The organism is Venenivibrio stagnispumantis (assembly GCF_900182795.1).
GTDB classification, from domain to species: domain Bacteria; phylum Aquificota; class Aquificia; order Aquificales; family Hydrogenothermaceae; genus Venenivibrio; species Venenivibrio stagnispumantis.
The window spans coordinates 41,408-55,222 of the sequence record NZ_FXTX01000010.1 but is presented as its reverse complement, the minus strand read 5'-3'; the positions used below and the strand labels follow the sequence as shown (position 1 = coordinate 55,222).

The window sequence follows — 13,815 nt, the reverse complement described above, 5'->3', positions numbered from 1 at the left end:
TGCTTTAAGATAATCTTTTTCTATATATCCTTTTTTAAATTGTTTTTTTATCTGTCTTTGTATGTTTAATACAAATAATGGTGATTTTTGTAGATGGTCTGCTAAATAATTTTCATTCCAAAATATAGTGCAGGGATGATTTACCATAAATTCATATATTTCTTTTCTTTCTATTTGAGAGCGAAGTATCTGTCCGGTTAATTCTAATGAGTTTCTATATACTCTTGATGGTATCCATTTTTCTTCATTTTTTATATCTTTTTTTAGAATAGTTAATGCTTTTCCTGCTTGTTTTAATTTATTTAATATTTCATTGTTCCATAAATTATTTATCCAGTTGTTTATCTTTCTTTTGTTTATTGAGATTAGATAATCTAAATGTGGATATATGCTTTGTGGTAGGGTTAGGCTATATGATAGGATTATACTACTCATTTCAACTAAACCTTATTGGTGATGCTTTTCTAATTCTTAATAATTTTCTCATGCTGTAATTATAGATAAATATGATTAAAAAATCAAGGTGCTGTTGTTAGCTCATTTAGTAGTTCCTTTAACTTCTCATCTTTTGATTTTATTATGTCTATTCCGGATATAAATTTTAATACATACTTACCGAGAATATCAAACTCAATATTAACAAAATCCCCAACTTTTTTATATTTTAAATTGGTATTTTGATATGTATGGGGTATTATATTTATTGATATTTTGTTATTTTGTATATAGTTAATTGTCAAGCTTATGCCATCTATTGCTATTGAACCTTTCTCTATGACAAAATATTTATAATCCTCCGGAATTTCTATAATAAGCTCTGTATGATTACCGAAATTTTTCATAGTAGCTATTTTTCCTATGGTGTCAACATGACCTTGAACAATATGCCCTCCGAGTCTATCAGATAATCTTAATGCCCTTTCAAGATTGATATAATCACCTATTTTTAAAAATTTTAAATTGCTTCTGTTTAAAGTCTCATTTGAGACATCAAATGTTATATTTTTGTTCTGAATATTAATAACTGTTAAACAAACACCATTTACAGCTATACTATCTCCTATATTTGTATTTTCTAAAACTTTATCTGCTTTTACACTAAGTTTCATATCTTTATAACTATTATTTATATTTTCAACTTTTCCTACTTCTTCTATTAATCCGGTAAACATTTTTATTCCTCTATATTTTTGTAAATATAAAGATTTTTTAGAACCTTTTTAACATAATCTCTTGTTTCTGCATAAGGGAAAAACTCAACAAATTCTACCGGGTCTGTTATATTTTCCGAATTTAAAAATCTTTTAACATTACCTTCTCCGGCATTATAAGATGCTACTACATAAATTAGATTACCATCAAATAGATTTATCAGGTGGGATAGATACGCTCTGCCAAACTCAATACTAATTTCTGGTTCAAACATATATGTAATATCAAACTGCTTATATCCAAGTTTTTGAGCCATCCATTTTGCTGTTGATGGTATAAACTGCATAAGTCCTATAGCATTTGACCTTGATATTGCATAAGGATTAAAATAACTTTCTTGTCTCATTATAGAATAAATAAGATTCTCCATATCTTTATCTTTCACATTAAAAGGTTTTGGAAAACTTTCTATTTTATCTTTCGGTAATTGTCTAACTGCAACTTCAGGTGATACTGAATATAGATTTTTTAAATCTCCGGTTTTTTTAAGATAATATCTACTTTCAATATAAGCCCATTTATATAAATTTATATCTTTTAATTCTTTTATAAGTGATAAATTTTGATTTAGATAAATATTTTTAATTTTTGGCATTGTGTATGAAACTTTTTTAATGTTCTCAGGCTGTATCAAACTTTTTGCATATATATCATAAAAAGAAAGTTTAATTAAATCATTGCTAAAATCTATATCTTTTAAATAAGATATATTTTCAGTTCCTAATTTTTTAGAAACAAGATACAGCCAGTAGTAAGCTTTTGATTTGTCTTTTATTAAATCTATATTATCAAGTAGATAGCTTTTGGCTTCTTCGTATCTATCAGTTCTATAAAGATATAAAAAGTAATACCAAACAGCATCCGGATAATATTTAGAGCTTTTATCTATTTTTTGATAAAAATTTATAAATGTTTTCCAATCTTTCTTAAAAAATGCATTTTCAAGGTTATTAAAATAATCTTTTTCTATTTCTTCTTTTGTTGGTTTTATAATTTCAAGATATAATCTGTAATATTTATCTTCTTTGCTTACAAGAAGAATAATTGCCTTTTTATAATAAATTGAAGATTTATCTATCTTTTCAAATATCTTATTGTAATCTCCAACACCAAGTTTTATCTGGTAATAATATTTTGCATCTGTTTCCGGAAAAGTATTTAATACATATTTCGCTCTTTCCTTCATTCTTTTTTTTATAAGATTTTCTAATGCTTTTATTTTATCTTCTTCCGATAAATCCGGATATATATCCATATATGTTTGATAGCCATAATATCTATCATTTATATATTCTGTGGCAAGCTCTTTTTTTATATTAAAAGCATCATATCCATTTTTTTCATAAATCTGAGATTTTAAATAAAGATAAAAAGGAATATCATCATCAAATAATGCATCTTTATCTACTAAATCTATAAATTTCAAAGCCTCTTTATACTGATTGTTATAAAAATTTATTGATGCATATTTTAAAGCTATGTATGAAGATATAGCAAAATTTCTATTTTGCTTAATAATATCAAATATTTTTTCATTTGGTATATCTTTTAATGAGCTTTCTAAATAAAGTCTATATAAATAGAAAGGATTTCCTTCTTTTATATTTGAAAGATAGATATTGGCAGATTGAAGGTTATCTTCTTTGATGTTATCCCATGCTTTTTTTATAAAATCTCCTTCAGAAGCGAATATATTTGTTGTTATAAATATAGATAATATAATTTTTTTCATTTTATCATCTCTAAAAACTGTTTTTCATCAATTATTTTTATTGTTGGTATTTTTTTAGCCTTTTCAAGCTTTGAACCAGGTTCTTTTCCTACAACAAGATAATTTACCTTTTTGGATACGCTATCAAGAACAATTCCTCCAAGAGATTCTATTATTTCTTTAGCTTTTTCTCTACTGCAACAATCAAGGGCTCCTGTAAATACAAATACCAATCCTTTTAATTTTCCTTCTTTTTTCTCTTCTTGCTTACAGGTTTGAACTCCAAGCTCTTTTAGTTCTTCTATTAATTTTATATTATTTTCATTATGGAAAAATTGATAAATAGAGTTTGCAACCTTATCTCCTATATCTTGTAGTTTCATTAAATCTATAACTGTCCAATTTTTTAAATCTTCTAAACAATTTATATGGTTAGCAAGGGTTTTTGCAGTGGTTTCTCCCACATATCTTATTCCAAGTCCATAGATTAATCTATATAAAGGTCTTGTTTTAGATTCTTCTATTGCTTTTTTTAAATTTGAAACTGATTTTTCTCCAAATCCTTGCAGTAGTTTAATTTTATTAAAGTCCAGTCTATATATATCAGCAATTGATTTTAAAAGTCCAAGTTTATAAAATTTTTTTACGGTGGCTTCTCCGAGTCCTTTTATATCCATTGCATCTTTTGATGCAAAATGTATAATTCTCTCTACTACCTGTGCAGGACAGTTTATATTTATACATCTCCAAACAGCTTCTCCTACAGGTTTTACTAGCTTAGAACCACAGGATGGGCAGTATTCCGGAAATACTATTGGTTTTTCATTACCTGTTCTTGCTTCTTTTATAGGCATAACTATATAAGGTATAACATCACCGGCTCTTTCTACTAATACTAAATCTCCTATTCTTATATCTTTTTCTCTAATAAAATCTTCATTCATTAATGATGCAGAAGAAACAATAACTCCTCCTATTTCTACAGGCTCAAGTTTGGCAACGGGAGTGATTGCTCCGGTTCTTCCAACTTGAAATATAACATTAATCAATCTTGTTGTAGCTTGTTTTGCTTTAAATTTAAATGCAATAGCCCATCTTGGATGGTGAGATGTAAAGCCAAGTATATCATAAAGGTTTGTATCATTTACTTTTATTACCATACCATCTATTTCGTAAGGATAACTTTCTCTTTTTTTCTCCCATTCTTTACAATAATCAATTACTTCTTCTATTCCATTGCAAACTTTCATAACTTCATAAGGAGTTTTAAATCCAAGATTATGTAGCATCTGAATATATTCGGAATGTTTATTTAGTTTATTTCCTTCTATATAGCTAACCTGATAAACAAATGCTTCTAAATTTCTTTTTGCTACTTCTTTTGGGTCTTGTAATCTAATTGAACCGGCTGCCGCATTTCTTGGATTTGCAAATAAAGGCAGTCCTTCTTCTAATCTTTCTTCATTTATCTTTTTAAATATATCTTTTCTTATTAATACTTCTCCTCTTATTTCTATTTTTTTTATACCATATTTTGAAAATTTTGCAGATAATGGTATGGTCTTAATTGTTTTTAGATTATTTGTTATATCATCTCCAACAATACCATCTCCTCTTGTTGCTCCTCTTACAAATAAATCATTTTCGTATAAAAGAGATATTCCTGCTCCATCAAATTTTGGCTCTACGGCATACTCTATTTTATTTAGACCGGTAAGCTCTCTTACCCTTCTGTCAAAATCTCTTAAATCTGCTTCATTATATGAGTTATCAAGAGATAACATAGGGGCAAGATGTTTAACTTGAGGGAAAACTTTTGTTATTTCGGAAGGTATTCTTTGGGTTGGACTATCAGGTGTAATAAGCTCCGGATATTTAGTTTCTACATCTTTTAATAATTTAAATAATTTGTCATATTCATAATCAGATATTACCGGCTGTGCTAAAACATAATATCTATAATCATGAAATCTAATAACTTCTCTGAGTTCTTCTATCCTGTCTTTAACTTGGTCTATATCCTTAATTTTTAAAAATTCGTAAGTTTTTTCTATCAGTTTTTTTTCTTCTTCCGGAGTATACATTTTTTTACACCTCTTTTTTATATTTATTTTTCGGTAGTTTCTTTATATCTTTTATTTTAATCCGTTGTTATCTTTTATGCAACTTAAATATTAAAAATGGTATTTAGCACAATAGATGATAAAATATAGATACAGGTAAAAGAGAGATAAATATGGGCTACAAAAAGATAAGTATTGCGACTTCTATAATTTTTCATCTATTACATGCAATACCAATAGGACAGTTTATATTTAATAAATCTTATGATAAAATTTCTTAATGGAGAATTTAGAAAATAATTTAAAAATTTTAAAAGAGCTTGGATTTGAAGAAATATTTGTGAAAAACACAAAAGAAGAGCTATTAAAACAACTAAATGAAGAAATTCAAAAATGCACAAAATGTGATTTGCATTTAAGTAGAACCCAAGCAGTACTCGGTGAAGGAAATCCGGATGCAAAATTAATGTTTATAGGAGAAGCTCCGGGAGCAGATGAAGATAGGCTTGGAAGACCATTTGTAGGAAGAGCCGGTCAGCTTTTAACAAAAGCAATACAAAATGCCGGTCTAAAAAGAGAAGATGTTTATATAGCAAATATAAATAAATGTAGACCTCCAAACAACAGAACACCAACAATAGAAGAGCAGGAAGCATGTCTTCCATATCTATTAAGACAGATAGAGATTATAAATCCATCTGTATTATGTTTACTTGGTGCTACTGCATGTAGGGGAATATTAAAAAGAGAAGTGCAAATAACTAAAGAAAGAGGTAAAATATTAGAATGGCAAGGAAAAAAAGTTTTTTTAACATATCATCCTGCTTATGTACTTAGAAATCCAAAAGAAGAAGGAACATTTTTTGAAGATATTAAAAAAGTAGTAGAATTAGCAAGGAGTGATGGATGAATATAATTACAAAAGTTTTATGGGAAGGTTTTTCAATAGCATTATTATTGTATGGTTTATACCTTACTTACATTTTTATATGGTTTTCTATATATAGAATTTATAATACAGATTTATTAATAGCTAAATCTATTGGGGCGACTGTCTCTCTTATTATTTTAGCTTTAACATTCTTTAATTGGCTTAGAAAAAAGCATAAAGAGGTTCATCAAAAAGAAGGATAAAAATATGTTTATAGAGATAAATGAGAATTTATGGATATATACAAAGAATTTATCAGCAGTCCAGTTAGTAGAAGAAGATGGTAAATATATATGGTTATTTTTTACAAAATATGAACATCCTTTTAAATCTAAAACTTTTGATACAAAAGAAGAAGCAATCATCTGGTTTAGAAATATCAAGTATGATATAAATCTTAAAGAAAAATACTTGACAGAATAAAAGTTTTGGTATAATATATTTACTCGCATTTGGGCGGTTAGCTCAGCTGGCCAGAGCACCTCCCTTACAAGGAGGGGGTCAGAGGTTCGACTCCTCTACCGCCCACTATAAATAAAACGGAGCCGTAGTTCAGCTCGGCCCAGAACGCCTGCCTGTCACGCAGGAGGTCGCGGGTTCGAATCCCGTCGGCTCCGCTTTTAACAAAAAATAGCCTCGGGGAAATAAAAAATTTGAAAAAAAGAGAAAAAACAGATTATATAGTTCAGCATGTTGATATAGCTTTTGACATTTTGCTACTTCTTGCCAAAAAAGCCCCATTAAAATTAAAAGAAATAGAAGAAAAACTCAATGTATCTTCAAATCAAATAGAAAAAATCATAGAAATTTTAATAGAAAGAGGATATGTAGATTTTAACAAAAGGAAAAAAGTTTATTATCTTGGTATAAAAAATTTTGAAATCGGTCATTCTTATCTATCACATACAGAAATAAGAGATATAGCGAAACCTTATTTGCAAAAACTAAGTGAAACAGTAAATGAAAATATTTATTTAGCAATTCGTTCAGGTTTTGAAATAGTATATATAGATGCTTATGAAGTAAATAGAACTGTAGTTGTTAAATCACGGGTTGGAAGATTGCTTCCTATGTATGCTTCTGCTTCAGGAAAAGTTCATCTTGCAGATATGGAACCGGAAGAATTGGAAGAATTTTTTAAAGAAGTTAAATTTGTTCCATATACAGAAAACACAATAACAGATAAAGAAAAATTAATTAAGCAGTTGCAAGAAGTGAAAAAAAATGGCTTTGCAATAGATGATGAAGAATGGGAAAAAGAAGTAAGATGTTTATCTGTACCAGTTAGAAATTATACCGGTAGAGTTATAGCAGCAGTAACTTTATCTTTTCCGGCTTATAGAATATCTTTTGATAAATTACTTACAGAAATAAAAGATTTATTTATAGATACAGCAAATCAATTATCGGAAAAGCTTGGATACTCAAAAGAATTATTCTTAGAGTAAAAGATATGGAAAATCTTATAAATTATCTTGTTGATTTAGTCAAAATACCTTCTGTTATAGGAAATGAAAAAGAGATTGCAGATTATGTAGAAAATTTTTTAAAAAAATTTGAAGGAAATATTGTAAGATATAATAATTCTATCATATTTTTTAAAGATTTAGATAAATCAAAAAAAACAATAACATTGTTGGGACATCTTGATACTGTTCCGGGAATAAATGATTTTACAGGTCAAATTATAGATGGAAAGATATATGGCCTTGGTGCCAGTGATATGAAATCCGGTTTAGCAGTAATGATGTCCCTGATAGAAAACTTAAAAAATACAAAATATAACCTAATTTATGTATTTTATGAAAAAGAAGAAGGTCCTTATGTTGAGAATGGTTTAGAACCTCTTCTTCAAAATTATGATATTATACAAAAATCTGATTTAGCAATAGCCCTTGAACCAACTAATAATAAAATACAGGTTGGATGTCTTGGAACAATGCATGCATGGGTAATTTTTGAAGGAAAAAGAGCCCATTCTGCAAGACCTTGGGAAGGAGAAAATGCTATTCATAAATCATATAAATTTTTAGAAAGATTGGCAAATTTTGGATATAGAAAAGTTGAATTTTATGGACTTAGCTATTATGAAGTTATGAATGCAACAATGGTGAATTATTCCGGTGGAAGAAATATAATCCCTGATAAATTTGAGATAAATGTAAATTATAGGTTCGCTCCCGGAAAAAGTATAGAGCAAGCAAAAAAAGAGCTTTTGGATATAGTAAATAATGAAGCAAAAGTAGAATTTACAGATATATCTCCTTCCGGAAAAGTTCCTCTTGATAATCAGATATTAAAAGATTTTATATCAAAATATAATCTTCCAATTGAAGCAAAGCAAGCATGGACAGATGTAGGAAGATTGTCCCAATATAATATAGATGCAATAAATTTTGGACCGGGAGATACAGCACAAGCCCATCAAAAAAATGAGTATGTCTCAATAGATTCAGTTAAAAGAAATTACGAAATACTCAGTAATTTTTTATCTGATTAAAACCTTCATAACTATAATGAAGCAAGGATATAATTATAAAGCTTGTAGTTAAATATAAAAATATCTGATAAATAAAATAAAGCTCTTTTATCTGAGGAAAAATATTAATTGTTAAAACAATTAAAACGATGAATATCTGTAAAAATGTTGTTGCTTTTCCAAAAATAGATGGTTTTATTTGTAGGCTTCCTCTTATTAGATAAATTAAAAAACTTCCGGCTAAAATATAGATATCTCTACTTATTACTAATACAACAAACCAAAAAGGAAATTTAAGAATAAAATTTGAGTTATATATGAATATAAAAGCAGATATTATTAAAGTTTTATCTGCAATAGGGTCTATAATTTTTCCAAAGTAACTAACTTCATTTCTTTTCCTTGCAATATAACCATCTAAGGCATCTGTTAATCCGGCTACCAAAAAGGTAATTAAGGCATATAAAGGTTCATTATATCCTATGAATATAATAAAAACCGGTACAAGAAAAATTCTGAGTAATGTTAGTTTATTTGCAAGTCCCATTATTTTGAATTTTCCAAAATTTTTTTAATTATTTTAGATGTTGATATATCGTATATAAAATCAATTGTTAATACCTGACCGCCATATGATTTTACAAAATCAGCCCCAACTATATTCTCAATTTTCCAATCTCCACCTTTTACAAGAATATCCGGTTTTATAGCTTTTATAAGATTTTCCGGAGTATCTTCTTCAAAAATAACCACAAGGTCAACTGCCTTTAATCCTTCTAAAACTTTTTTTCTGTATTCCTGAGGATTTATAGGTCTTGTATTTCCTTTTAATCTTTTTACAGAGTTATCAGAATTAAGACCAACTACCAAAAAATCTCCGAGTTTTTTTGCCTTTTCTAAATAATCAACATGTCCTGCATGGATTATATCAAAACAGCCATTTGTAAAAACAATTTTCTTCCCTTTTTTTCTTTCTTCTTCAATAATTTTTACAAAATCTTCCATCTAATTTTCCTCAAAAGGAATAATAACTATATAAGATAATACAAAAATAGGAAAAGCAACAAAAAAATAAAAATAGTTTTGATTAATTAAAGATATGATAAAACCAACAATTGCCGGTATATACCCGATTAAACAGAGTTTAATAAATGAGATTTTTTTTCTATAAAATAAAAGCAATGGCAAAATAAATGAAGTAAGGGATATTATAAATATATAGCTATTTTCTAAATTTAAATTTGAGCTTTTTCTAAAAAGTAAAATCAAAATTGCAATAATTATAAAAACAGAAAAAAGAAATCCAAAATATATTTGCCTTTTATCCATTTTTTTCTAATTTATTTTTTAATTTTTCAAACTCATTTTCAACTCTTTTAAAATCTTCCAAAATTTTCCTTGCTTCTTTTGTTAATTTAGAACCACCACCTTTTGCTCCTCCTCTTTGTGTCTCTAATAGTTTTACACCTAATCTTTTTTCCATTGCATTAATATATTCCCAAGCTTTTTTATATGTTATCCCAAGTTCTTCAGCTGCTTTTTTTATAGAGCCAACCTCATCTATCTTTCTCAAAAGCTCTTCTCTACCATGACCCATTACTATCTCTCCATCTTTTTCAAACCATATCTTGTATTTTATTTTGTAATTCATCACATACCTCCAAAAAACCAAGATCTTATATATTCTCCAAAAAAGATATATATTATTGAAGCAATTGCAAGAAAAGGACCAAAAGGTAAAACAGTTTTAGTTAAATCTTTTTCTCCTTGAATTTTTAAAAGCAAAATCCCGATTATAGCACCAAGTAAAGAACCTATAAATATAACAAATAAACTTCCAAAATATCCGGTAAATGTGCCTACAAAAGCAAGCATCTTAACATCTCCCATTCCAAGCCCTTCTATCCCTCTAACCTTAAGATAAAGAAAATAAATAGCAAGTAAAAATAATGAACCTACCAATCCACCGATTAAAGCATCTAAAACTGTAAAATCCTGTCTTAAATATGCAAATATAAATCCCATTAATATACCGGCAAAATTAATTTTATCCGGAATAATAAAATGTTTTAAATCAATAAATGCTATAGCTATCATAGATGCTATAAAATAAGCATAAAATACAAAATCTATTGTTAATCCCCATTTTGCAAATGCAAAAACAAAAAGAATACCGGTAAGTAGTTCAACTAAAGGATAGATTATTTTAATCTCTACTCCACAATTCCTACATCTTCCCTTTAATATTAAATAAGAGATAATCGGTATATTATCATACCATTTTAATCTATATCCACAATTTGGACAGGAAGATGGTGGGTATATGATGGATTTTTCCATAGGCATTCTATATATCACCACATTTAAAAAACTTCCTACAGATAAACCAAGAATAAAAGCCCCCAAATATTCTAAAATCACTTTGTTTCTTCTCCTTTCCTTTGAAGATACTCCATATACACAACTAAAAGTCTAATAATAGCAAGACCAAATGCTATTACTATATAATAATAATTTTCTTTTATATCTCCACCTTCTGCTGTTGTAAGTAAAATTGCTCTTATAGCCCCTGATATACCTATATCTATCCATATTGTTATTGAGATAGGATTTCCTTTTAAGAGTTCTATCTGTGCTTTTAAAAGACCTGATAATGGCCAAAGTAAAATAGCAATACCGAGCAATCTAAAAGCAGCAGAAGAAATATTTCCTTTAAAAGAGAATAAAGATTTTATAAATCCTATAACATCATGAATAAACCAAACAAATATACCAATAGATATTACAACCAATACAACAGCAAGAAATAGATGGGTTAAAGTATAAAATCCTTCAAAAAAAGAAAGAAGATTATTATTTAAATTTTCAATAAATCTGCTAAATTTTGCTTTAATTTTGGTTGTTATTTTCATTGCTAAATTCTTTTTCTACTTGATTTTTTAAATCTTTACATTTTTTTATTAAAAAAATTGTTTGAAATACTGTAAATCCGGCTAAAACAGAAAGTATACCATTTAATCCGGCTATAAAATAACCAATAAAAGAAGCTATTATAGGAATAGGAACTCTAAGTATCATGCTAAGAAATACCTTAGATTTGTCTGTTCCAAATGTATGTATAGATTTCCACATATGACTAAAATATAATATTCCGGCTATAAAACCGACAAAAAATAAAGGAGTATAAAGTAAAATCTCCATAAAAATCCTCTTTTTTGAAAGATATTATATCAAAAATCCTCTCCGAAAGGAGAGGATAGTAAAAAAGATTAATATAATCTGAAATGTCTATTTAAGAATTTTTTCCAAGTTTCAGGGAGTTTATCAATCTCTTCTTGGGCTATTTTTCTTACTTTTTCTTCTATGCCTTTTATATCTTTTGATGTTCTTAATTTAACATCACATACTTGTGGCTCTGTAATTGGTTTACCTATTTGGCTAACAAGATAACAATATACTTCTTCCACTTCTTCTATTTCTGCTACTATTCTTTCTGCCATATCCATTGCAGCCGTATTATAAATTTTTCCTATGTGGCTAACAGGGTTTTTGCCCGCTGCAGCTTCCAAACTCATAGGTCTATAAGGTGTGATTAAACCATTAACCCTATTTCCTCTTCCAACCTGTCCATCATCTCCTGCTTCTGCAGATGTTCCGGTTACTGTTATATATACAGATTGATTATCTATATCGTCAGCAGTATTTATAAATATATCCACAGTTTTTGTTGTTAATTTTTTTGCTATTGAGTATGCATAATTTGTAACAATCTCTTTTTTCTCTACATAATCCTTTATATCATTTATATATTTATCAACAAAAGCCATAGCTATTGTTATTCTTATATTATCATTGTTTCTAACACCCATTATTTTTATATCTTCTCCTACATATGGATGTTCCTTTTTAAATTCTTTACTGTTTAAAGCTCTTTCAAGTTCATAAACAATTGTTTCTATATCTGAAAATGGAGCAAATCCAACACCAAAAGATGTATCATTAGCCAAAGGAATTTCTCCTTTAAGCTGGAATCTTTCAAATAATTCTACTAAATCTTTACTTCCTGGTTTTAACTTAGGATGGATAATAACATGATTTGCTATATCTAAATTTGGAATATTTTCCTTTAACCATTTATGGGCTGTTTCTATTGCAAGCTCTTTTACCGGTAATTTTTTATTTCCTTTTTCATCTATTGCTCTTCCTGTTAAATATATCTCTATAGGCTCTATAATTTTACCACCTTTGAATTGTGGGTCAGCAATACCACCTATAAGTAAGGCTTTATCTACATTGTGGTGCATAATAGCTCCAAATTCTTCTCTGTAAAGATTTGATAAAGCTATGGACAGCTCTTCAGCTAATGCATCACATATTGTATCCGGATGTCCTGTCCCTTTTCTTTCAACAATCTCAACCGGTTGTTCTGAAACTTTTTGAAAATCAAGGGTAGTGATAGCGATATTTGCCAATTTTATACCTCCTATATAAAAATTTGAAATAATTAGAATATCATAAATTTGAGCTTTTTGCTTTACATATTTATTATTTGGAATACTATAGGAATTTCAACGGTTATTTTTTTAGGAGGTTTTTTGTATGGTGATAATTTCTTCAAAATTTCTATTGCTCCTTTATCCAATACATTATAACCGCTTCCTTCTACTATCTTTATAGAGTTTTCATCAATAGTTCCATCTTCATTAATTGTTACTCTAACGACCACTTCTCCTTCTATTTTTAATCTTTTAGCGAGAGGTGGATATAAATCTCTTTCCCTTGCAACCTCATTTAAATATCTTATTAACTCTTTAAGATATCCATCTATATCTTCCTCTTTTTTTGGTAATGTTTCAAACTTATCTGTTTTTCCTTTTGTTATATCTATAGGTTGTTGTGGCTGTTGTTGAGTAGGTTTTGTTTCCTGTTTTGGTGATACTATTTTTTCTTCTTTTTTCGTTTCTTGATTGGTAGTTATTGATTGTTCCGGCTCTATTTGAGGTTTGGATTGTTCTGGTTTAGGCTTTTGTTCTTCTTCCGGTTTTGTTTGTTTATTAGTAGTTATTGATTGTTCCAGTTTTATTTGAGGTTTAGGCTGTTCTGGTTTAGGTTTTTGTTCTTCTTCCGGTTTTGTTTCTTGCTTAATCTCCGGTTTTTTTTCAGGCTTTGGTTCTTCAGGTGGTTTTGGCTTTTTGATTTCTTCCTGTGGTAGTGATGGAATTGGTTTTTCTATCTTAGGAAGCCTTGGTTTTTCAGATTTTAAAGCTTCTTCTATTGATACTGTTATAACCTTTTCTTCTTGTGGTTTCTCAGGTTTTACCGATAAAAAATAAAGAGAAACAAAAAGCAAGATATGAATAAATATTGATATTGCAAAACTTATCCCAAACAGATTTTTTGTGATAAAATCCTTCATTTA

At 28.2% G+C, this 13,815-nt stretch carries 16 protein-coding genes, 2 tRNA genes and 1 pseudogene; 7 read left to right on the top strand and 12 right to left on the bottom strand.

Translation table 11 applies throughout. The annotated features are described in order from the left end of the window. The 4 genes and pseudogenes from QOR43_RS05080 to ligA form a co-directional block, all read right to left on the bottom strand. Nucleotides 1–435: pseudogene (locus tag QOR43_RS05080) on the bottom strand (RNA-guided endonuclease TnpB family protein); the annotation flags it as partial. A gap of 83 nt (nt 436–518) precedes the next feature. Further along, nucleotides 519–1,172, bottom strand: coding sequence for a riboflavin synthase (locus QOR43_RS05075; protein WP_265133822.1), 654 nt, complete (start codon nt 1,170–1,172; stop codon nt 519–521). Nucleotides 1,173–1,174: 2 nt separating this feature from the next. Further along, nucleotides 1,175–2,944 (bottom strand): lytic transglycosylase domain-containing protein, encoded by a 1,770-nt coding sequence (locus QOR43_RS05070; RefSeq protein WP_265133823.1) that lies wholly within the window; start codon nt 2,942–2,944, stop codon nt 1,175–1,177. Then, on the bottom strand, nt 2,941–5,007 hold the full coding sequence (ligA, locus tag QOR43_RS05065) for an NAD-dependent DNA ligase LigA (RefSeq protein WP_265133824.1): 2,067 nt from the start codon (nt 5,005–5,007) through the stop codon (nt 2,941–2,943). The genes QOR43_RS05070 and ligA overlap by 4 nt, the downstream gene beginning before the upstream one ends. A gap of 259 nt (nt 5,008–5,266) precedes the next feature. Here ligA and QOR43_RS05060 point away from each other — a divergent pair, with 259 nt between their 5' ends. From QOR43_RS05060 to dapE, 7 genes are all read left to right on the top strand, one after another. Continuing rightward, nucleotides 5,267–5,896, top strand: a complete 630-nt coding sequence (locus QOR43_RS05060) for a uracil-DNA glycosylase (protein WP_265133825.1) — start codon at nt 5,267–5,269, stop codon at nt 5,894–5,896. Then, nucleotides 5,893–6,120 carry a hypothetical protein gene (locus QOR43_RS05055; protein WP_265133826.1) on the top strand — a complete coding sequence of 76 codons (228 nt, stop codon included), beginning with the start codon at nt 5,893–5,895 and terminating at the stop codon, nt 6,118–6,120. Before QOR43_RS05060 ends, QOR43_RS05055 begins: the two co-directional genes overlap by 4 nt. 4 nt (nt 6,121–6,124) lie before the next feature. After that, nucleotides 6,125–6,340, top strand: coding sequence for a hypothetical protein (locus QOR43_RS05050; protein WP_265133827.1), 216 nt, complete (start codon nt 6,125–6,127; stop codon nt 6,338–6,340). 31 nt (nt 6,341–6,371) lie between these two features. Further along, a tRNA-Val gene (locus QOR43_RS05045) sits at nt 6,372–6,445 on the top strand. Between the two features lie 13 nt (nt 6,446–6,458). Then, a tRNA-Asp gene (locus tag QOR43_RS05040) sits at nt 6,459–6,534 on the top strand. A 36-nt stretch (nt 6,535–6,570) separates the two neighbouring features. Then, the gene (locus QOR43_RS05035) at nt 6,571–7,365 is read left to right on the top strand and encodes an IclR family transcriptional regulator (protein WP_265133828.1); all 795 of its coding nucleotides are present in this window, start codon (nt 6,571–6,573) and stop codon (nt 7,363–7,365) included. Nucleotides 7,366–7,370: 5 nt separating this feature from the next. Continuing rightward, nucleotides 7,371–8,417, top strand: coding sequence for a succinyl-diaminopimelate desuccinylase (gene dapE, locus QOR43_RS05030; RefSeq protein ID WP_265133829.1), 1,047 nt, complete (start codon nt 7,371–7,373; stop codon nt 8,415–8,417). Here dapE and QOR43_RS05025 read toward each other — a convergent pair. The 8 genes from QOR43_RS05025 to QOR43_RS04990 form a co-directional block, all read right to left on the bottom strand. Next, nucleotides 8,395–8,943, bottom strand: coding sequence for a CDP-alcohol phosphatidyltransferase family protein (locus tag QOR43_RS05025; protein WP_265133830.1), 549 nt, complete (start codon nt 8,941–8,943; stop codon nt 8,395–8,397). The genes dapE and QOR43_RS05025 overlap by 23 nt on opposite strands. After that, a complete protein-coding gene (gene rfaE2 / locus QOR43_RS05020) occupies nt 8,943–9,401 on the bottom strand; it encodes a D-glycero-beta-D-manno-heptose 1-phosphate adenylyltransferase (RefSeq protein WP_265133831.1) in 459 nt (152 codons plus the stop codon). The genes QOR43_RS05025 and rfaE2 overlap by 1 nt, the downstream gene beginning before the upstream one ends. 316 nt (nt 9,402–9,717) lie before the next feature. Next, the gene (locus tag QOR43_RS05015; RefSeq protein ID WP_265133833.1) at nt 9,718–10,047 is read right to left on the bottom strand and encodes a winged helix-turn-helix domain-containing protein; all 330 of its coding nucleotides are present in this window, start codon (nt 10,045–10,047) and stop codon (nt 9,718–9,720) included. Continuing rightward, the gene (locus QOR43_RS05010; RefSeq protein ID WP_265133834.1) at nt 10,047–10,817 is read right to left on the bottom strand and encodes a prepilin peptidase; all 771 of its coding nucleotides are present in this window, start codon (nt 10,815–10,817) and stop codon (nt 10,047–10,049) included. Before QOR43_RS05010 ends, QOR43_RS05015 begins: the two co-directional genes overlap by 1 nt. Then, on the bottom strand, nt 10,814–11,308 hold the full coding sequence (locus QOR43_RS05005) for a phosphate-starvation-inducible PsiE family protein (RefSeq protein ID WP_265133835.1): 495 nt from the start codon (nt 11,306–11,308) through the stop codon (nt 10,814–10,816). Before QOR43_RS05005 ends, QOR43_RS05010 begins: the two co-directional genes overlap by 4 nt. Further along, nucleotides 11,286–11,597, bottom strand: a complete 312-nt coding sequence (locus QOR43_RS05000; RefSeq protein WP_265133836.1) for an ATP synthase subunit I — start codon at nt 11,595–11,597, stop codon at nt 11,286–11,288. Before QOR43_RS05000 ends, QOR43_RS05005 begins: the two co-directional genes overlap by 23 nt. 68 nt (nt 11,598–11,665) lie before the next feature. Next, nucleotides 11,666–12,868, bottom strand: coding sequence for a methionine adenosyltransferase (locus QOR43_RS04995; protein ID WP_265133837.1), 1,203 nt, complete (start codon nt 12,866–12,868; stop codon nt 11,666–11,668). Between the two features lie 62 nt (nt 12,869–12,930). After that, a complete protein-coding gene (locus QOR43_RS04990; protein ID WP_265133838.1) occupies nt 12,931–13,812 on the bottom strand; it encodes an energy transducer TonB in 882 nt (293 codons plus the stop codon). Nucleotides 13,813–13,815: the final 3 nt, after the last annotated feature.

Excerpts from the sequence above, each read along its gene's own strand:
- QOR43_RS05075 (WP_265133822.1), bottom strand. The coding sequence starts at position 1,172 with ATGTTTACCGGATTAATAGAAGAAGTAGGAAAAGTTGAAAATATAAAT.
- QOR43_RS05070 (WP_265133823.1), bottom strand. The coding sequence starts at position 2,944 with ATGAAAAAAATTATATTATCTATATTTATAACAACAAATATATTCGCT.
- ligA (WP_265133824.1), bottom strand. The coding sequence starts at position 5,007 with ATGTATACTCCGGAAGAAGAAAAAAAACTGATAGAAAAAACTTACGAA.
- QOR43_RS05060 (WP_265133825.1), top strand. The coding sequence starts at position 5,267 with ATGGAGAATTTAGAAAATAATTTAAAAATTTTAAAAGAGCTTGGATTT.
- QOR43_RS05055 (WP_265133826.1), top strand. The coding sequence starts at position 5,893 with ATGAATATAATTACAAAAGTTTTATGGGAAGGTTTTTCAATAGCATTA.
- QOR43_RS05050 (WP_265133827.1), top strand. The coding sequence starts at position 6,125 with ATGTTTATAGAGATAAATGAGAATTTATGGATATATACAAAGAATTTA.
- dapE (WP_265133829.1), top strand. The coding sequence starts at position 7,371 with ATGGAAAATCTTATAAATTATCTTGTTGATTTAGTCAAAATACCTTCT.
- QOR43_RS05025 (WP_265133830.1), bottom strand. The coding sequence starts at position 8,943 with ATGGGACTTGCAAATAAACTAACATTACTCAGAATTTTTCTTGTACCG.
- rfaE2 (WP_265133831.1), bottom strand. The coding sequence starts at position 9,401 with ATGGAAGATTTTGTAAAAATTATTGAAGAAGAAAGAAAAAAAGGGAAG.
- QOR43_RS05015 (WP_265133833.1), bottom strand. The coding sequence starts at position 10,047 with ATGAATTACAAAATAAAATACAAGATATGGTTTGAAAAAGATGGAGAG.
- QOR43_RS05005 (WP_265133835.1), bottom strand. The coding sequence starts at position 11,308 with ATGAAAATAACAACCAAAATTAAAGCAAAATTTAGCAGATTTATTGAA.
- QOR43_RS05000 (WP_265133836.1), bottom strand. The coding sequence starts at position 11,597 with ATGGAGATTTTACTTTATACTCCTTTATTTTTTGTCGGTTTTATAGCC.
- QOR43_RS04990 (WP_265133838.1), bottom strand. The coding sequence starts at position 13,812 with ATGAAGGATTTTATCACAAAAAATCTGTTTGGGATAAGTTTTGCAATA.